General features: G+C 38.5%; 17 protein-coding genes. 2 read left to right on the top strand and 15 right to left on the bottom strand.

The features are described from left to right. Window positions 1-229: 229 nt before the first annotated feature. The 10 genes from H5117_RS02830 to thrS form a co-directional block, all read right to left on the bottom strand. Complete coding sequence (locus H5117_RS02830) at window positions 230-1,054, bottom strand: LytTR family DNA-binding domain-containing protein (RefSeq protein ID WP_024596642.1); 825 nt, start codon at window positions 1,052-1,054, stop codon at window positions 230-232. Further along, window positions 1,047-2,123, bottom strand: coding sequence for a sensor histidine kinase (locus H5117_RS02825; RefSeq protein ID WP_024596641.1), 1,077 nt, complete (start codon window positions 2,121-2,123; stop codon window positions 1,047-1,049). The genes H5117_RS02830 and H5117_RS02825 overlap by 8 nt, the downstream gene beginning before the upstream one ends. Before the next feature lie 249 nt (window positions 2,124-2,372). Continuing rightward, the gene (locus H5117_RS02820; RefSeq protein WP_024596640.1) at window positions 2,373-3,929 is read right to left on the bottom strand and encodes a SulP family inorganic anion transporter; all 1,557 of its coding nucleotides are present in this window, start codon (window positions 3,927-3,929) and stop codon (window positions 2,373-2,375) included. A gap of 129 nt (window positions 3,930-4,058) precedes the next feature. After that, window positions 4,059-4,517, bottom strand: a complete 459-nt coding sequence (locus H5117_RS02815; RefSeq protein WP_002960703.1) for an Lrp/AsnC family transcriptional regulator — start codon at window positions 4,515-4,517, stop codon at window positions 4,059-4,061. A gap of 106 nt (window positions 4,518-4,623) precedes the next feature. Further along, window positions 4,624-5,265, bottom strand: a complete 642-nt coding sequence (locus tag H5117_RS02810) for an MBL fold metallo-hydrolase (protein ID WP_182694046.1) — start codon at window positions 5,263-5,265, stop codon at window positions 4,624-4,626. Between the two features lies 1 nt (window position 5,266). Next, the gene (locus H5117_RS02805; RefSeq protein ID WP_182736094.1) at window positions 5,267-7,084 is read right to left on the bottom strand and encodes a M14 family metallopeptidase; all 1,818 of its coding nucleotides are present in this window, start codon (window positions 7,082-7,084) and stop codon (window positions 5,267-5,269) included. A 441-nt stretch (window positions 7,085-7,525) separates the two neighbouring features. After that, complete coding sequence (rplT, locus tag H5117_RS02800) at window positions 7,526-7,885, bottom strand: 50S ribosomal protein L20 (protein WP_002960711.1); 360 nt, start codon at window positions 7,883-7,885, stop codon at window positions 7,526-7,528. A gap of 15 nt (window positions 7,886-7,900) precedes the next feature. Further along, entirely contained in the window at window positions 7,901-8,101 is a 201-nt protein-coding gene (gene rpmI / locus H5117_RS02795; protein WP_002960713.1) for a 50S ribosomal protein L35, read from the bottom strand. A 211-nt stretch (window positions 8,102-8,312) separates the two neighbouring features. Then, window positions 8,313-8,873: a translation initiation factor IF-3 gene (gene infC, locus H5117_RS02790; RefSeq protein ID WP_002960714.1), complete on the bottom strand. Its 561-nt coding sequence runs from the start codon at window positions 8,871-8,873 to the stop codon at window positions 8,313-8,315. A gap of 59 nt (window positions 8,874-8,932) precedes the next feature. Beyond that, window positions 8,933-10,843: a threonine--tRNA ligase gene (gene thrS / locus H5117_RS02785; protein ID WP_182736093.1), complete on the bottom strand. Its 1,911-nt coding sequence runs from the start codon at window positions 10,841-10,843 to the stop codon at window positions 8,933-8,935. A gap of 354 nt (window positions 10,844-11,197) precedes the next feature. Here thrS and H5117_RS02780 point away from each other — a divergent pair, with 354 nt between their 5' ends. After that, on the top strand, window positions 11,198-11,644 hold the full coding sequence (locus H5117_RS02780) for a DUF3010 family protein (RefSeq protein WP_002960715.1): 447 nt from the start codon (window positions 11,198-11,200) through the stop codon (window positions 11,642-11,644). Window positions 11,645-11,829: 185 nt separating this feature from the next. Beyond that, window positions 11,830-13,563 (top strand): AMP-binding protein, encoded by a 1,734-nt coding sequence (locus tag H5117_RS02775; RefSeq protein WP_182736092.1) that lies wholly within the window; start codon window positions 11,830-11,832, stop codon window positions 13,561-13,563. 142 nt (window positions 13,564-13,705) lie between these two features. Here H5117_RS02775 and hflX read toward each other — a convergent pair whose 3' ends face one another. From hflX to H5117_RS02750, 5 genes are all read right to left on the bottom strand, one after another. Beyond that, window positions 13,706-15,055: a GTPase HflX gene (gene hflX / locus H5117_RS02770; protein ID WP_182736091.1), complete on the bottom strand. Its 1,350-nt coding sequence runs from the start codon at window positions 15,053-15,055 to the stop codon at window positions 13,706-13,708. Between the two features lie 327 nt (window positions 15,056-15,382). Further along, window positions 15,383-15,853: a DUF1456 family protein gene (locus H5117_RS02765; protein WP_182694991.1), complete on the bottom strand. Its 471-nt coding sequence runs from the start codon at window positions 15,851-15,853 to the stop codon at window positions 15,383-15,385. A 117-nt stretch (window positions 15,854-15,970) separates the two neighbouring features. Next, on the bottom strand, window positions 15,971-17,215 hold the full coding sequence (locus H5117_RS02760; RefSeq protein ID WP_182692978.1) for a lipoprotein-releasing ABC transporter permease subunit: 1,245 nt from the start codon (window positions 17,213-17,215) through the stop codon (window positions 15,971-15,973). Continuing rightward, the gene (gene lolD, locus H5117_RS02755; RefSeq protein WP_007375330.1) at window positions 17,205-17,903 is read right to left on the bottom strand and encodes a lipoprotein-releasing ABC transporter ATP-binding protein LolD; all 699 of its coding nucleotides are present in this window, start codon (window positions 17,901-17,903) and stop codon (window positions 17,205-17,207) included. Before lolD ends, H5117_RS02760 begins: the two co-directional genes overlap by 11 nt. After that, window positions 17,896-19,113, bottom strand: coding sequence for a lipoprotein-releasing ABC transporter permease subunit (locus tag H5117_RS02750; protein ID WP_024595632.1), 1,218 nt, complete (start codon window positions 19,111-19,113; stop codon window positions 17,896-17,898). The genes lolD and H5117_RS02750 overlap by 8 nt, the downstream gene beginning before the upstream one ends. Window positions 19,114-19,200 lie beyond the last annotated feature (87 nt).

Here is a 19,200-nt window from a genome sequence, read left to right as displayed (position 1 = left end):
ACGTGTTGATAGCTATTCAAAAAATCGCTATTTAGTTGTTCTCGGCAATTGCTCCTGCATTGCTCTACCTTCTGCATCCATGCAGTCGTAAATGAGAATTTTTTAACACAGGTAGCGACACGTTAGCCCCGCAAAATAACTAAGTATTGTTGCGGATTGGTATAATTACTAAATATAAAAAATGCGAGCTTAGCTCGCATTTTTTGTACCTGTAATAAAAGCGTTGGCTTTAACTTGCTAATGCCGCTTTAACCTTATCTCGATAGCTACGGCTCACTTTTAATTCTTGTCCGTTTTCAAGTACTAATAAATACTCGCCACTTACTTGTGTAACCAGCTTACTAATTTGTTTTGTGTTTACTATCGCACTGCGGTGTACACGCACAAATAACTGAGGGTCTAGCTCTTGCTCAAGCTCTTTCATTGTTTTACGAAGTATATGCGTTTGTCCATCTTCACAATGTAAACACATATAGTCACCTGCAGCATCAACCCATTGGATAGTCGCTACAGGTACCCGTATAATTTCACCCTGCTCTTTTACTGCAAGCGATTCTGGGTAACGTCTATCTGTTAAGGTATCGCCAGTGGCTAATTTTTTTAATATTTCTTCGCAATTATTACCAGTAATACCGGCTACAAAACTCGCTAGTTTTTTCTTATGGGCGTTGTCTTGCTGCGTTTTTAAATAAGTATGCACTTTTTCTACCGCCTGTTTTAATCTGTTATCATCAACGGGTTTTAAAATGTAATCGAGAGCATGAATTTCAAATGCTTTTACAGCAAACTGATCAAAAGCAGTTACAAATACAATAGCAGGTAGTACTTTTGTACTTTCGCTAAGCGCTCTTGCCACCTCAAAGCCATTCATACCTGGCATCTGAATATCTAAAAAAACCAAATCGATTTTCTCGCTTTGGCACATTTCAATTGCATCAGCGCCTGAACTACACAATTTAATTACTTCAATATCAGAATATTCTTCAAGTCTTACCGCTAAACCTTTTCGCGCTAACGGTTCATCATCAACAATGAGTGTTTTTATTTTAGTCATTTTTCACAGCCTTCTCAAAAGGTACTCGCAGATTAACTTTTAATCCACTTGGCGTATTATGTGATAATACAAACGAATAATTATTTTCATACAACGTTTTTAATCTATCTTTGGTGTTAGCAACACCTACACCTTGAGCGTTAACTAATTGGCCATCAAGTATTTCAGTGCCTGGGCCGTTGTCACCCACTTCTAGTAATAATTCATTCGCAAATACTTGTGCTTTAATATCAATTACACCACCTTCTGTCAGATGGGCAATGGCATATTTAATCGCGTTTTCTATAATTGGTTGCAAAATTAAGCTCGGTACTAAAGCCTCTTTTGCTTGCTCGCTAATATCTACATTTACTTTCAATCGCTCATCAAAACGGACGCGCTCTATTTCTAAATAAAGCATGAGAGCATGTAGCTCTTGCTCAAGCGGTACTTTTTTAATTGGATCGGTATTAAGTGTGTAACGTAAAAAGTCACTTAACCTTGCTACCATTAAGTTAGCATCTTTGTTTTCTTTAACCAAAATTAAAGTAGAAATAGCGTTAAGTGTATTGAATAAAAAATGGGGGTTGAGCTGATACCTGAGCATTTTTAGTTGCGCTTCGTGTGCCATCGTTGTGGCCTTTAACGCTTTTTGTCGCTCACTTTGTAATAACTGATAATATTTAACGCCAAAGTACAAACCACTCCAACATAAAATAATATAAACCGAATCTAAACCTTGCTGCAGGTAATAAAACCACTCCTCTGGTCTATAACCATGGCGGTATATTTCCCATAGATTGAATTTTTGAACGACAGCCCATAGAGTGCCCGTTATATAAGAGGCACCAAATACTACAATCATTAACACCCAGGGCGAGGCATTCCAAATTTTACGGTAAATATACCTAAGCGGCACTGTCATCAAACAACCAGCGTAAGCATTCAATAAAATAACAAATACATATATATCACGCATTTCAAATACTTTAGAGCCGATATAATTTACTAACGCGTAACCAATCCAGCCCGCGATTTGCAAAAGCCAAAAAAAACGTTGCCTGTTATCGACTAAAGATTGCCAGTTCAAAATAGATGTTTACTCCGTATGGTTAAAGCTAATTCCATAAAATAGGCGTTTGTTATTTTTATTATTTTTACCTATGTAGGGCTAATTTTCACAAAATTAGGTAGTCTTATTATATAGATTTATGAGTTTGCATAGCACTACAGCTTGCCTTGCTTTTTAAGAGTCTTACCGCAAACAAATAGTCGAGACACTAAAAAAGCGAAAGGTTATCCGCCTTCCGCTTTTTAAATATCAATAGCCTTGTGTAAATTAAGCTAGTTTATCTGATGCTACTTTGTAGGTTGGATCTTCAATCACATTCACTTCAACTAAATCTCGTGCTTTATGAAGCAACTGCGTACAGTCTTTACTTAAGTGACGTAAATGAAGTTGTTTACCTGCTTTTGTGTATTTGTCAGCAAGTGTATCAATTGCTTCTATTGCACTGTGGTCAGATACGCGGCTGTGTTTAAATTCAACAATCACATTTTTAGGATCATTTTTCACATCGAATAACTCAGAAAAGTTTTTAACAGAGCCAAAGAATAACGGACCATGTAGTTCGTACACCTTAGCGCCTTCCTGATCAATGTAGTTAGTTGTATATATCTGCTTCGCATGCTGCCAAGCAAATACTAGAGCCGATACAATAACACCCACACATACAGCAATCGCTAAATCAGTAATAACCGTCACGCCCGACACAAGAACAATTACAAATGCATCAGATAATGGTACGCGCTTCATCATTTTAAAGCTTGCCCATTCAAATGTACCAAGTACTACCATAAACATAACACCAACAAGTGCAGCTAATGGGATCATTTCAATTAAGCTAGAGGCAAAAATAATAAAACCAAGTAGCATAAGTGCAGCGCTTATACCTGATAAACGAGAGCGACCACCTGAATTTATATTGATCATTGATTGACCAATCATTGCACAACCACCCATTGCACCAAACATACCGCAGGTAATATTTGCAGCACCTTGACCAATACATTCTTTATTACTATGACCACGGGTTTCTGTAATCTCATCAATTAAGCTAAGCGTTAATAATGATTCAATTAAACCAATAGCCGCTAAAATAAGTGCATAAGGAAAAATAATTTGTAGCGTTTCGAAAGTAAACGGCACCATAGGAATATGAAATTCAGGCAAGCCGCCAGCGATTGTTGCAGCTTCGTCTCCAGTCATTCCTTTTAAGAAATCTAATACTGTATGCGCTTCTAAATCAAATCCAATCACTAATCCAGTTACAGTTACAATAGCAACTAGAGATGAAGGCACTGCTGTAGTCAATTTTGGCAAAAAGTGGATTATTGCCATGGTTAATGCAACTAAGCCAAGCATGATAAATAATGGATTACCTGTCATCCATTCTTGTCCGCCCATACCATCTGGCACTTTAAACTGCCCTAGCTGAGCTAAAAATATAACAATTGCTAACCCGTTTACAAAACCAAGCATTACCGGATGAGGAACCATACGGATAAACTTACCGAGCTTAAATACACCCGCGAGAATTTGCAGTATTCCCATCAGCAACACAGTTGCAAATAGATACTCAACACCGTGATCAAGCACTAAACTTACCATAACAACAGCTAGTGCACCGGTTGCACCTGAAATCATACCAGGGCGACCACCAAAAATAGCCGTAATTAAACCAACGATAAACGCGGCATATAGACCAACCAAAGGTTCTACATTTGCAACAAAGGCAAACGCAACTGCTTCTGGGACTAAGGCTAACGCCACAGTTAATCCAGATAGAATATCGTTTTTAGCAGAGCTAGGCGCCCTACTGAGTAAGTTAAACATTGAGGTCCTCAAATGGTGTAATGGGTATCAAAAAAAGCGCTAAATTCTACCAAATTAGCGCTCAGTTAACAATTATCATTATGTGGTTAAGCTAAACTAAAAATGGTTTAGCTTTTAAAAGAAGTGCTTTTACAAAGGAAGGGAAGTACTGCGTTTTACACATGTCATTGTTACATTAGAATGTACTTCTTGGACGTATTCTAAGCTTAGTAAATTATCGCGCACAAAATGCTCATACCCTTCTATGCCTTGTGAAATTATGCGTAGCATAAAGTCCATGGTACCAGCCATAGTGTAACACTCTGTTACCTCGTCGTAGCTCATGATCAGCTTTTCAAACTCAGCAAGATTCTTTTTACCGTGATTTGATAAACGCACATGTGCATATACAAGCATATCAAAGCCAAGTTTTTTCTCATCTAAAAGAGCCACTTTGCTTTTTATATAACCATCTTGCTCTAGCTTAGCGATTCGACGCCAGCATGGAGATTGAGACAAGCCTACTTTATCTGCAATTTCTGCGGTTGATAAACTAGCATCTTGTTGTAAAAGTGCCAATATTTGGCGATCTACGTGATTTAGAGACATTTTATTTCTTATTTATCAAATAAACTGGTTAAATTATACAACCATTTTAAAACTCAGTCTGCTTATTTTTAATGTTTATGCAGTTTGTAAACTTAAAATAAGCAACTTAACCAAACTTACCACTTACAAAAGGATTTGTTTTCTTTTCAAACCCCACCGTAGTGTCGCTACCATGTCCTGCCAATATTTTAGTATTATCAGGTAAGGTTAAAATATGCGTCTTAATCGACTCTATAAGTTGTTCACTGTTCCCCTTAGGAAAGTCAGTGCGCCCTACTGAGCCTTTAAAAATAACGTCACCGACAATAACGCACTCATAGTCTGGTTGGTAAAACACTATATGACCGGGTGTATGCCCCGGGCAATGTTTCACTAAAAAGCTAAGTTTACCTACGCTCACGGTGTCATTATGGTTTAGCCAAATATCCGGATAAAACGGTTCAATGGGTTTAAATCCAAACATCTGTGCTTGCATAGGTAAGTTTTCAAACCAAAAGTACTCATCTTTTTGTGGACCAATAATTTGTACGTTAAATTGATTTCGTAAAATATCAGCCCCACCCACATGATCTAAATGCCCGTGCGTTAACCAAATAGCACTTAATGCTAGTTTATGCTCATTAAGGACCGTTATTATTTTATCAGTGTCGCCACCTGGGTCGATAACCACAGCGTGTTTAGTTTCGCTACACCAAATAATACGGCTGTTTTGTGCAAAGGCAGTGACAGGTATAGTTATGATTTCCATATTAAATTTCTTTACTTTTTTGATCTGGAATAACAACTTCTTCTTCGAATGACATAAGTATTGGATACTTTAAGTACGCTTGATCATAAAATGGACTTTGTTCATATAACCAGTTTAATCGAGCTTCTGCGTCACTCGCGAATGATTTATCTTTAAGTTTTTCATCAAACTTAAGCGCAAGCTTTGGGTTATCTTTTAGCATTTGGCGTGCATACGGAATTAGCGCATAGTTTTCCATGTACTCGGTACGCTGAAAAATAGTATTAAACTCACCCCACGCAAAAAATGAATCAGGAGCTTCTGGGTGCAATAAATGCACAGCAAGCTCACCTGCTTTTTGTTGAGTATTGACTTGATACCAACCATCTAAATCAACATTTATAGCAGGGACGTAATCAAAAGTTGCTGATACTCTAAAACGCCCTTCAAATGGTGCTTTATCAAACGTGTAGTCAGCCACCTTTGCAACTTTCAAAGGCTGTGTGTTTGCCCCTTCAAGTTTATTAATAGAGACACCATGTAACTTTAGTTTCTCAATAATGTTGCTATATACAGGCGGAATAAAAAAAGCTTTAGGTACTTCAACTGTATGTTGTACATCTTTTTGCCAATAAATAGGTAAGTCAGTATATGTATGTGTTTTACCCAAATACTTCACTTCATTTTGACCCGAAAGTGAATTCATGCTTGATGAATATTCAATACCTTTAAACTGCGCAATCGTATCAGCTTGCTTGGCATAGCCACGCTTTACTATTAACTGTTTAGGAACAAATTCTTGTTCTTTTTTTACTGCATTAGCTAATTCATGACTGTGCTTTGATAGCGCAGTAATAGCACCATCTAAAAATACATAAGTTCCCAATACACGTTGCTTGTAAGGCTTCAATGAATGATTTTCGACTAAAATAGTCGGCAATGACTTTAAATCCCCCCAACCATTTGAAAAACGTGGCGTAGCAACCCAGCCCGCTAACCCTTTTTTAAAGTCGCGCTTGTCCATAACAAAAACAAGTGGTCCTGGGATGTGTCCTTGCTTCGCTAGCGTATCGTCAATGAGAGGTTTAAAAAACTGGTTTAATGTATCTGATACCGCAGGCGATTCGCTCGAAAATACCGGATTGTAACCATAAGTCACATCGTATTGGTAATCTGCGCCGTCGGTAACGTGTACATCAATGTATAAATTTGGGTTGTAGTCGTTAATAACCTTTAAAACACTTCTAACTTCTGGGGTATCTAATTTAGTAAAATCACGATTTAAATTAAGGTTATTAGCATTTGTTCTAAAGCCCATTTTTGCAGGGCCCCTTTGATTAATACGATTGAATGCACTGCTACGTTCGTGGCCATCTACATTTAAAATAGGAATAAATAATATGTTTACCTTTTTTAAAATGTCACGGCGCTTGCCCGTCGCTATATCTCTGAGTAACATAAACATGGCATCTTTACCGTCTATTTCACCAGAATGTATTCCTGCCTGAATAAAAATAGTTGGCTTAGTGCTATTAGCCATTTGCCTTGCTTCAAAAAAGCCTTGTTCACTGGCAATCAACATTTTTATTGCGCGTTTACTATTACTATAGCCAATGGTTTGAGATTGAAACTGAGTAGGGTTTGCAGCAACTAACCTATCTACAAATGCCATTGTATTTGCATAATCGGGCGACGCTTCACCTGCAGATAACTCAAAGTCAGTAGTTAACGGGCCTTGTTTTTGTAAAAGCTCTACGCTTTTCCCCTGCCACTCAATGAGTGGAGGTAAGTGTGCGTCATACGCCACACTTGCAGATAAAATTAGTAAACTTGCAAACATATAATTCTCTAACAAACGCCTTAATTATATAAATTATATCAACTAAATTTTTTATAATGAGGAAACTGCGGTGATTCAACAAAAAAATGCAGCAAAATACATTTCAATCATTCACACCTGTTTTTTTAGGCTTTATAACCTTATTAAGTATTATACCAATGTGCAATAATACTTAATCATTTTGCGGGGCTAAACATGTCGCTACCTGCGTTAAAAAACTCTCATTTATGACTGCATGGATGCAGAAGGTAGAGCAATGCAGGAGCAATTGCCGAGAACAACTAAATAGCGAATTTTTTACCTAGCTATCAACACGTTTTTCCGCCCTCAAAATAGATCATTTAATTAAGCGAATTAGTATTACTCATTGGGTTAAGTTACTAAATTACAGGCACAAAAAAAGGAGCCATAGGCTCCTTTTTAATACTTATATAAAAAAGCTTAAGCGGCTAGGCCTTCTTTTGCTTTTTCTACAAGCGCTGCGAATGCAACTTGGTCGTAAACAGCGATATCTGCAAGGATCTTGCGATCGATTTCTACAGAAGTCTTTTTAAGACCATTGATAAAACGGCTGTAAGACAGACCATTTTGACGTGAAGCAGCATTGATACGTGCAATCCATAATTGACGGAAAGTACGTTTCTTCGCACGACGGTCACGGTAAGCGTATTGACCCGCTTTAGTAACAGCCTGGAAAGCTACGCGGTAAACACGTGAACGTGCTCCGTAGTAACCTTTTGCTTGTTTTAAAACTTTTTTGTGACGTGCACGTGCGACAACGCCGCGTTTAACTCTTGCCATTTCTAAAAACCCCTATTAAGCGAACGGTAACATACGTGAAACTAGACCATGGTCATTTTTATGAACCATCATCTTAGGACGTAGGTGTAACTTACGCTTAGAAGTTTTCTTAGTCAGAATATGACGAAGATGCGCTTGTTTACGCTTGAAACCGCCAGAAGCAGTCTTTTTGAAACGCTTAGCAGCGCCACTGTGACTTTTTAGCTTATAAGCCATTGCAATAACTCCAATTGTATTGCTTTTAAATTAGTAAGCAGGCGTGAGATATATTTCTATAGCTCCACTTTTAGGCCTAACTTACTGCCATGTTCCGGTGAAGACCCAACATAAATGCCGCAATCTTGCTTTAAGACCGGTTAACTCAGGTGAATATTCGCATATTGCTTGCAGACCTGAGCTAATTTCGGTGCGTATTATCGCTTAAAAATTATTTTTTAGCAACAGGCGCCATCATCATAACCATTTGGCGGCCTTCAACACGATTTGGGAAAGACTCAACTACTGCAAGCTCTTCTAAATCGGCTTTGATACGGTTTAATAATTCTATACCAATTTCTTGGTGAGCCATTTCACGACCACGGAAGCGGATAGTAATCTTAGCTTTATCACCAGCTTCTAAGAACTTACGTAAGTTGCGAAGCTTAACCTGATAATCACCTTCATCCGTACCAGGACGGAATTTGATTTCTTTTATCTGGATTTGCTTTTGCTTCTTCTTCTGCTCTTTTAGTTCTTTGCTTTTTTCAAAGATGAACTTACCGTAGTCCATGATTCTACAAACAGGCGGCTCAGCGTTTGGACTGATCTCAACAAGATCAACACCCGCTGCATCGGCCATAGTTTGCGCGTCTTGTAATGACTGAATTCCAGCTTGTTCGCCTTCAATGTCAATTAAACGAACTTCTTGCGCTGTAATTTCTTCGTTAATACGATTTTTTTGAGCTGTTTGTTGCCCTTTCTTGCCGCCTCTAATAGTACGTTCCTCCAAGAATATCAATAATATAAGCGTGTAAATGGCTATTTGTTAATGCCTTACACGCTCGATTTTTACTGTCGATTTTTAATTTCTTCACTAATTTTAGCTACAAAATCATCAACATTAAATTTGCCAAGGTCTTCACCTGTGCGAGTACGCACTGCTACTTCTTGCTGTTCAACTTCTTTATCGCCAACAACAAGTAAATATGGAATACGCTTCAGTGTATGCTCACGGATTTTAAAGCCAATCTTCTCATTTCTCAAGTCAGCAGCGGCTCTAATTCCAAGTTTATTTAATTTTTGTACAACTTCTTTAACATAAGGAGCCTGTTTATCGGTAATATTCATAATTACCACTTGCTTTGGTGCAAGCCACGTCGGGAATAAACCAGCGTACTCTTCAGTTAAAATGCCAATAAAGCGTTCGATAGAACCTAAAATAGCACGATGTATCATTACAGGTGTACGACGCTCGTTATTTTCTGCTACATAAGTAGCACCTAAACGACCCGGTAATGCAAAGTCTAATTGCACTGTACCACACTGCCACGCTCTGTCTAAACAATCGTACAAAGTAAATTCAATCTTAGGACCGTAAAACGCGCCTTCGCCCGGAAGATAATCAAATTCAATATCGTTTAGCTTAAGTGCATCAGCTAAAGCAAGCTCTGCTTTATCCCACATATGGTCTTCACCAATGCGTTGTTCTGGGCGAGTAGATAGCTTAACTACAATCTTATCAAATCCGAATGTTTCATATGTATCATAAACCATCTTAATACACGCTGACACTTCGTCCATTATCTGCTCTTCGGTACAGAAAATGTGAGCGTCATCTTGTGTAAAGCCACGTACACGCATTAAACCGTGTAGTGCACCTGATGGTTCATTACGGTGACAACAACCAAATTCAGCCATACGAAGTGGTAAATCACGGTACGATTTTAAACCTTGGTTAAAGATTTGCACGTGACCAGGGCAGTTCATTGGTTTAATTGCGTATTCACGTTTTTCAGACTCAGTGGTAAACATTGCTTCTGAATATTTTTCCCAGTGACCTGACTTTTCCCAAAGTGAACGGTCCATCATCATTGGACCTTTTACTTCTTCGTACTCATATTCGCGTAATTTTTCACGTACAAATTCTTCAAGCTCGCGGTAAATGCTCCAACCATCGTTGTGCCAAAATACCATGCCTGGCGCTTCTTCTTGCCAATGCCATAAATCAAGCGCTTTACCAATACGACGGTGATCGCGTTTTTCAGCTTCTTCAAGGCGCTTTAAATACGCTTTAAGTTGCTTTTTATCGCCCCACGCGGTGCCGTAAATGCGTTGTAGCATTTTGTTTTCTGAATCACCACGCCAATATGCACCCGCCACTTTCATTATTTTAAAGTTTTGGCAAAATTTCATGTTAGGAACGTGAGGTCCACGACACATGTCTACATATTCTTCGTGATGATATAACCCAGGACGGTCATCTTTAGCGATGTTTTCGTCCAAAATTTCTATTTTGTATGTTTCGCCACGCGCTTCAAATGTATCGCGTGCTTCTTGCCAGCTTACTGTTTTTTTCACTACGTCGTAGTTGGTTTTTGCAAGTTGCAGCATACGCTTTTCAATTGCTTCAAGATCATCTTGTGATAGTGAGTGTTCCATATCGATATCGTAGTAAAAACCGTTATCAATGGTAGGACCAATTGCCATTTTTGCGTCTGGGAAAAGTTGCTTAACTGCATGACCGATTAAGTGAGCACAAGAGTGACGAATGATTTCAAGGCCGTCATCGTCTTTAGCGGTAATGATCTCAAGACGAGAGTCATCACTAATTAAATCACATGCATCAACACGGTCGCCATTTACACGGCCCGCAATGGTCGCTTTAGCTAAACCAGGACCAATGTCGTTTGCAACATCAAGCGTGCTTACAGGGTTTTCAAAACTACGTTGACTTCCGTCTGGAAGAGTAATAACTGGCATTATAAATCCTTGCTACAGTGGTGACACCTACAATGTATCACGTGTATTTTTAATAAATTAAATGAGAATGACTCGACAACGCTTTTACGAATAAGCATTGACTAATATATGTAGATGAGGAGTCTATTCAACTACAAAGATATATTGTCGCGTGCCGCGCATTTAATTACAAGTTTAAAGGGGTGAAATCGACCCGTTTTATCCACAAAATGTAGCTTTTAAAGCAAAAAAATCATTTTATTAAAATATAAAAGCATCAATGCATTAATTACGCGCCTACAGCTATACCCACACTCGCATTTTAATGTGCGTTGCGTATAATACTGCGTAATTAAGTTATTTTAGAGAATAGACATGAGAACATGTGGTGTAGAAATTACCGGTAGTGATGTACTACTTTGTATTTTAAGTAAAGATAATGACGTATTTGATATTCGCGATGTGCGCCAAACACGCTTTACCTTAGGTAACGGTAACGACACTGAAGTAATGCGTAAATTTCAATTCGATTTTGCAAAACTAATGCAAGATTACCAAATTGATTCTGTTGCAATTCGTGAGCGTCAGCCTAAAGGTAAATTTGCTGGCAGTGCAAAAGGCTTTAAAATGGAAACTGCAATTCAATTAATTGACAACTTAGATGTACGTTTATTTACTACAACTGAAGTTAAAGAGCAGTTAAAACGTAACCCCATCCCTATTGATTTTGAAGAAACAGGCCTTAAAAAGTACCAAGAAAATGCTTTTGTAAACGCTTACGTTTATATCATGAAAAAAACATACCGCAGCGACGAAATGTAAACTCATTACTCGTTTAAAAACGCGTACTTACATTGTAAGACGCGTTTTTTTGTGTCTAAAAAGTAGTATTAGCTTTTATTAATCTAATAATACATTAGTCTAACTGCACTTCTCTTTGTCGACAATATGTGTTTATTTTAACTTTGTAGTTTACATAACTCACACACATTTTCATGGAGAGAGCAATGCACACACACACTACCCCGGTAAAAGAAGTAGAGCAAACAAATCACTTGCCGTTATCCCAAAGCTACTTTAAAGGTATACAAAGCACACCTTTAACAAATTCAACTATAGGCGAGTACTTTGACTTTATTGTCGACAAAAGGCCAGAGGCGTTAGCTGTTGTAGTTCATCACCAAGGTATTAGATTAACGTATAAAGAATTTCAAAAAGAAGTTAATCAGCTTGCGAAGGGGTTACTTGCCCTTGGCGTAAAACCAGGTGAGCGCATTGGTATTTGGTCTCCTAATAATATTGAGTGGTGCTTAACCCAATTTGCAACGGCAAAAATTGGCGCAATAATGGTGTGCATCAACCCGGCATATCGTCCTAACGAATTACAATATGCTTTAAATAGTGTTGAATGCTCAACTCTAATCACAGCATCAAATTTTAAAGGCAGTGATTACTTAGAAATGCTTAATGGTTTAGCGCCAGAACTTGCAACTTGCGATAAGTACACACTTAATTTAAAAGCACTACCCACTCTTAAAAATATAATCCGCATTGGCGATGAAGCATCTCCTGGTATGCACTCTTTTAATGATGTTATTAACTTGCCAACAGCAGCTCATGAGCTTGAATTAAAAGCAATAGGTGAAAACTTAAATGCTGATCAAGACATCAATATACAATTTACATCAGGTACAACAGGCAACCCAAAAGGCGCAACGCTCACTCATAAAAATATTTTAAATAATGCGCTATTCGTCGCCGAATCTATGCACTTTACGAGCGATGACAAGTTATGTATCCCTATCCCGTTATATCATTGCTTTGCAATGGTATTGGGTAGCTTATTGTGTGTTAGTAAAGGTGCAGCAGCCATTTACCCTAGTGATTCGTTCGATGCAAAAACCACGCTTGATGTAGTTCAACAAGAAGGATGTACAGCGCTGCACGGTGTACCTACTATGTTTATTAGTGAGCTTGAGCTGAGTAACTTTAACGATTATGACCTAAGTACTTTACGCACGGGTGTAATGGCAGGCTCTACATGCCCAGAGCAAGTAATGCGCAAAGTACAAACACAAATGAACATGCATCAAATACTGATTGCTTACGGGCAAACGGAGTGCAGCCCCATAAACAACATTACCGAAACAGACTCTTCAATAGAGCGGCAAGTAACAACGGTTGGCCGCGCACTTGCCCATACCGAGGTTAAAATAATTGACGAGCTGGGTAACATTCAAAAAATTGGTCAACCTGGCGAAGTGTGTAGTAAAGGTGCAGGCATAATGCGCTGCTATTGGAATGACGAAGCTAAAACAACAGCCACAATAGATGACGAAGGTTGGCTGCACTCTGGCGATTTAGGTGTCATGGATACAGAAGGGTTTGTTACGATTGTTGGGCGTATAAAAGATATGATTATTCGCGGCGGCGAAAACATTTACCCTCGAGAAATAGAAGAAGTACTTTACACCTACCCTGGCATTCAAGATGCTGCCATATTTGGTATAACCGATGAAAAGTATGGCGAAGAAGTGTGCGCTTGGATCCAACCAAAAGAAGATGCTGTACTTGATGAGCAAGCAATTCGTGAGTTTTTAAAAGACAAACTAGCCTACTTTAAAATGCCACGACATATCCGTTTCGTAGAAAACTACCCAATGACAGTAACAGGTAAACTGCAAAAATTTAAAATGCGCGATCAAATGCAAGAAGAGCTAAGCGACAACGCTTTTTCCTAGTTTCGTCTTTAAGTAACTGAGGCTCTGGGTAGGGAATTTATCTCAGAGCTATGTTCAGAGCTAGCAGCGTTAAATTTACGTATGTTAGGACTAATACTAAAAAGCACAGCCAATTGGCTGTGCTTTTTATGTACTGAATTTATTATAAATTCAACATTCTCTTTTTTAAACGTTCTAAATCAATCGCACTCGAACGCACTGTTAATTTAATATGGCTGTATTCATATTCTTCTTTAACAACACTCATACTCGATCGAATTTCGCCCACAATACCTTTAGCTATGTACGGTATAACAATCTCTTCTTCAATCATGTCCTCTTGAGCAATGCCAATAATGTATTTGTGCAGTTTACTAATATCATCTGGATTACGTGTAGAAGTCATCATCGCATCAGGAAACTCATCCATTAGCGACTGCTGTTGATCAGTACTTAATTGGTCTGACTTATTCAGTACTAATAATTTTTTGCTACCTTCTACCCCAACTTCTGCCAGTACTTTATGTACTACTTCAAGTTGTGAGCGAAAAGAAGGATCTGAAGCATCTACAACATATAACAGTAACGACGCATCATGTGCCTCAGCGAGCGTTGAATGAAATGAAGCAACCAAATCATGAGGTAATTTTTTAATAAAACCAACCGTATCTGAAACCAATATACGAGGCTGGGTAATCGGATACAACGCGCGAACAGTGGTATCTAGCGTTGCAAAAAGTTTGTTTTCGCCTTCTACATCACTACCTGTAATTGCGCGCATCATTGATGACTTGCCCGCATTGGTATAACCAATTAAAGCCACTGAGAATAGCTCAGAGCGCTGCGTACGTCTGTCCATCATTACATCTTGAACACTAACAAGTTCGCGCTTTAATTCTGCTAACTGATCGCGCACCTTACGGCGATTTAGCTCAAGTGTGGTTTCACCCGCACCTTTACCCATTTGGCGTTCTTTATCACCTGTTGATGTTTCACGAAGCCGTGGCGCTACATAATTAAGGCGAGCAATTTCAACTTGTAATTTTGCTGTTTTAGTACGCGCATGACGGCTAAATATTTCAATGATAATACCAGTGCGATCAAATACTTCTACACCTAATTGGTTCTCAACATTACGCAGTTGAGAAGGCGTTAAATCGCAGTCAAATACCACTACATCGGCACATGCAAACTCTAAATCGTTTGATGGAATTTCTGAGGATATTTCGGTTAAAGGGTCTTCATCAAGTAAATCATCTTCTTGCTCGTTTTCAACCATCCCTTTATTGCCGGTAAGGTGTGCTATTTCAGCTAGTTTTCCTGAGCCCAGTACATTAACTTTTTGGGTAGAACTTTGCTTTTGCGATTGTGTACCTACTACTTTAAAGCCTAATGTAGTTACCAAACGAGCAAGCTCTGCAAGCGATTCTGTTGCTTCGTCGCCTTTAAATTGTGGTGTACTAATAGAAATAAGTAACGCATTAGGAAGTGATGGTTTTGCAGTTAGTTGCATAATTTTTTATATGTTAATGCACCTAAAGTGCAAACCTAATTTTCATTCGAAAGTAACTTGATCCTACGCTGTTATGACCGAGCTTTACAGCGTTATAGCTTACGAATGCAATTATTATCTTTATTTTGCCAAAATTAGCGTTAATCTGTGAACTATTTGTGCGGGGGCAATATAATTTTTACACGCAAGTAAACCAATAAGTAACTTGGTGTTGTTATAAATGTATTTAATTATTAAGTGTTGGGGTTTAACATTGATAATAGGCTTTATGTAGCATTGCACATACACAAGCCCATTAACTAAAAGCTAATTAGCTAAAACCAGTTACTAAGCAGACTCTTCTGGACGATGCTGCTTTTGTACGCCGGTTAAAAACAAACGTAATATTTGATCGTTACAAACACGGTAATGTTTGTTATCTACTTTACGAGAAAATGCGCTTAACTCATGCTTACTTAAATCAAAATCAACAAGTGCAAGTGTTGCTATAACATCTTCTGCTTTCATATTTAAAGCAATACGTAGCTTCATAAAGATAATATTGTTGTTTAGCTTTTTCTCTGGCTCTGGTTGCTCACCTTCGCGTTTGCCACGTTGGGTATTAATAAACCCATTTAAAAAGCTTGCAAACTCAGTATCACTTATTGGGGTAAAAGCCTCTTCACCTTCTTTAGTTAACCATGCAATTACTTGCTCTTTGGTGACCGTATGCTCTGCTGATGCAAAAACATTGACCATAGCAGTATCAGTTAAGTTAAAAGTGTAGCGAATGCGGCGTAAAATATCGTTATTAGTCAAAGTAAATCCCAAAGTGAGGTATAGCAACCAAGCAGTTATTGCTTAATTTTATATAAGCACCTAGTTTAACAGGTTTACTAATACCACCCTATTAATTTTTATCTGAGCTTCTTATACCTAGTTACCAAGCACCTTGGCAGGATCTACGCGCGTTGCTTGCCATGCAGGATAAATAGTGGCAAGTATCGCAAGCACAAACGTAACAATCACTGTAATACCAATGTCTTCAAGTACTAATTTACTTGGTAAAAACTCTATAAAATAAACGCCCTCAAGCGGATTGGCTCCAAATAATTGGCTTATCCACGTAAAAAGCTCACTTATATTAAGCGCTAATACCACGCCAATTAGTGTCCCTAGTGCCACGCCTACAAATGCTTGCATTAAGCCTTGCATTACAAAGGTGGCTAAAATAGTACTGTCTTTCGCGCCCATGGTTTTTAAAATTGCGATATTGCCTTGTTTTTCGCGTACTTCCATCACCAAGGACGATACAATATTAAAACTGGCTACCGCTATAATTAAAAACACCACAATATAAACAATGGTACGCACCATTTGAATATCTTGATAAAGGCTGCCTTGGGTTCTAAACCAACTAGAAATATACACGTAGTCGTCAATAGTTTGGCCCACTCTTAGCGCTATTTGATGCGCCGAAAACACATCATCAACACTTAAACGCAGCCCTGTTACTTGGGTTTCATCGTAACCCAATGTTTGCTGTGCTTTGTTAAGATGTATAAATGCAGCGGTACTATCAATCGGTCCGCCCATTTCTATAACACCTGCAAGGTTAAGTGTTACGCGTTTAGGCGCTAATAATGATTGACCTTTTTGACTAATTTGCGGAATAAGTAATGTAATGTTATCGCCTACTTTAGCGTCTAACTGTTTTACTATTTGTTTACCTAAAATTACATCGTCAAGGCCTAGCTGGCTGACTAATTTACCACTGGTAAACTGATTTACCGCCGATACATTACTCTCTAGCGATGGCTCTACACCTCGAATTTCTATCGCTTTTAGCTGGCTTTTATATTGCGCCATCCCATTCACTGCAATAAATGGCGCAGCCCCTGTTACATGCGGTTGTGTTTGTAAATCCTCAATTTTTTGCGACCAATTCGCGATGGGTCTACTTGGTGCTACATATTCAACCTGTGGCACAACACTTAGTAATCTATGTACTAGTTGCTGCTCAAAACCATTAATTACCGACAGCGCCACAATTAAAACCGCGACACCTAATAAAATACCAATAGTGGACGCTTTAGCGATAAAACTAACAAAGCCGTTTTTTTCATCTTTGTGGCCTGAATAGGCTCTAAAACGTTTACTTAAAAATGCACTAAGCAACATGCTGCGACTCTTTAATAGCTAGTTTTCCATCGTCTAAATAAGCTATTTTGCCCAGCTTATCGGCAAGTTCTAAATCGTGTGTAACTACCACAAAACTGGTGTTTAAGCTTTGGTTAAGCTCATTAATTAAATCGTAAATTTTAATCGCATTTTGTTTATCTAAATTACCGGTTGGTTCATCAGCAAGCACAAGCGCAGGTTTTGTAACCAGTGCACGGGCAATAGCCACGCGTTGGCGCTCTCCACCAGAAAGCGCAGACGGTTTATGCGAGCTGCGATGTGCAAGGCCTACTTTTTCGAGCATATCGAGCGCTTGAGCTTTGGCTTCTTTTGCACTCAAGCCTTTAATTAATAATGGCATAGCCACGTTTTCGACTGCGCTAAACTCCATTAATAAGTGATGAAATTGATAGATAAAGCCCAAGTTTTGGTTTCTAAATGCGGCTTGCTCTGTTCGCGAAAGTTTTGCAACTTCTTGGTTTTTAATTTTAGCGCTACCTGAGCTTGCGGTATCTAATGTGCCAAGTATGTGTAAAAGCGTACTTTTACCAGAGCCAGAACTCCCTACAATAGCGAGCATTTCACCTTGCTGCAGCGCTAAATCAACACCTTTTAATACTTCAACTTGGTTGCTGCCATCTTGATAAACTTTACTTAAATTTTCACAACTAATTACTAAATCATTCATAACGTAATACCTCTGCTGGTTTTACTTTTGCGGCTTTACGCGCAGGATATAAGGTAGCTAAAAAGCTCATAGCAATACTGGCAAACGCTATTATTACTAAACTCAAAATATCAAATTTTACCGGAAGCTCTATACCTGCCAATAAGTTTAAGCCCACTAATGCAAGTAGCTCATTTATATATAAACTAAATATTACACCTAAAAATGCGCCTATTGCTGTACCAATTACGCCGTTATATAAGCCTTGCACCATAAACACTTTTTGCACTTGCGAAGGCGTTAAACCTAACGTTTGTAGTATGGCCACTTCACCTTGTTTTTCGCTTACCATCATGGTTAATGCCGATACAATATTAAATACAGCCACCAATACAATGAGGGCAAGCAACATAGACATAATGCGCTTTTCCATAGCAACGGCTGCAAATAGAGTACCTTGGGTACTGCGCCAATCACTATAATTATGATCTTGTAAAATACGCTGGCTTGCTTCAATAAACTCATCTAGTTCGAAAGGTTCGTGCAATGAAACACTTAAATTTGGGGCAGTGTTTTTATCCAGCTTTAATACCCGTTGTAGTGAAGCGCCACTTGTAAACGCAAGTGCCATATCTATCTCAGATCCGGTTTCGTATATTGCGGCCACTTTAAATAAACGCTGGCTGGGTACTCGCCCAAGAGGTGTATATGTTGAAGCATTAGGCATAATAACGCGAAGCTTATCACCCACGCTAACGCCTAATTTACGACTCAAATAACGGCTTATAGCAATGTTGTAATTTTTGTTTAATACAGTTTTCCAATCGCCTTGCACTATTTTATCGGTAATTTTATACAAAGACCCGCTGTCGTTATAAAGGCCTTGTAGTAAAACGCCGTGCAAGTCTTTATTCGTTTGCAAAATAGCTTCGCCGTGGCGATATAAGCTTACATGATCAACATAAGGAGATTGTTCGAGGTCGGTTTTAAGGGTGCCCATTTGGGTGGCAGTGTGTTTACCTGCGCTAACTTCAACATGCGGAATAAGTCCAAGCATATTGGTTTTTAGGCTATTTTCAAACCCGTTCATTACACTGCTTACCGTAAATAATGCCATTAAACCAATAGCGATACCGGCAATAGAAAAAAACGAAATAAACGATATAAACGCATTTCCTTTAGAGGAGCGACTATATCTAAGCCCTATAAATAAGCTAACCGGTTGAAACATATTATTTTTAACACTTATCGTAAAAGTATTGAGCAATAGTAGCACGAAAAAAGTGCCTTTGGGTATGGCGTAAAATGTAAGAAATAA

The organism is Pseudoalteromonas sp. SG45-1 (genome assembly GCF_014164135.1).
Taxonomy (GTDB): domain Bacteria; phylum Pseudomonadota; class Gammaproteobacteria; order Enterobacterales; family Alteromonadaceae; genus Pseudoalteromonas; species Pseudoalteromonas distincta.
Note: the sequence above shows the minus strand (reverse complement) of the source record. Positions and strands in the feature narration are given on the sequence as shown.

Excerpts from the sequence above, each read along its gene's own strand:
- H5117_RS02830 (WP_024596642.1), bottom strand. The coding sequence starts at position 1,054 with ATGACTAAAATAAAAACACTCATTGTTGATGATGAACCGTTAGCGCGA.
- H5117_RS02820 (WP_024596640.1), bottom strand. The coding sequence starts at position 3,929 with ATGTTTAACTTACTCAGTAGGGCGCCTAGCTCTGCTAAAAACGATATT.
- H5117_RS02815 (WP_002960703.1), bottom strand. The coding sequence starts at position 4,517 with ATGTCTCTAAATCACGTAGATCGCCAAATATTGGCACTTTTACAACAA.
- H5117_RS02810 (WP_182694046.1), bottom strand. The coding sequence starts at position 5,265 with ATGGAAATCATAACTATACCTGTCACTGCCTTTGCACAAAACAGCCGT.
- H5117_RS02805 (WP_182736094.1), bottom strand. The coding sequence starts at position 7,084 with ATGTTTGCAAGTTTACTAATTTTATCTGCAAGTGTGGCGTATGACGCA.
- rplT (WP_002960711.1), bottom strand. The coding sequence starts at position 7,885 with ATGGCAAGAGTTAAACGCGGCGTTGTCGCACGTGCACGTCACAAAAAA.
- rpmI (WP_002960713.1), bottom strand. The coding sequence starts at position 8,101 with ATGGCTTATAAGCTAAAAAGTCACAGTGGCGCTGCTAAGCGTTTCAAA.
- thrS (WP_182736093.1), bottom strand. The coding sequence starts at position 10,843 with ATGCCAGTTATTACTCTTCCAGACGGAAGTCAACGTAGTTTTGAAAAC.
- H5117_RS02780 (WP_002960715.1), top strand. The coding sequence starts at position 11,198 with ATGAGAACATGTGGTGTAGAAATTACCGGTAGTGATGTACTACTTTGT.
- H5117_RS02775 (WP_182736092.1), top strand. The coding sequence starts at position 11,830 with ATGCACACACACACTACCCCGGTAAAAGAAGTAGAGCAAACAAATCAC.
- hflX (WP_182736091.1), bottom strand. The coding sequence starts at position 15,055 with ATGCAACTAACTGCAAAACCATCACTTCCTAATGCGTTACTTATTTCT.
- H5117_RS02760 (WP_182692978.1), bottom strand. The coding sequence starts at position 17,215 with ATGTTGCTTAGTGCATTTTTAAGTAAACGTTTTAGAGCCTATTCAGGC.
- lolD (WP_007375330.1), bottom strand. The coding sequence starts at position 17,903 with ATGAATGATTTAGTAATTAGTTGTGAAAATTTAAGTAAAGTTTATCAA.
- H5117_RS02750 (WP_024595632.1), bottom strand. The coding sequence starts at position 19,113 with ATGTTTCAACCGGTTAGCTTATTTATAGGGCTTAGATATAGTCGCTCC.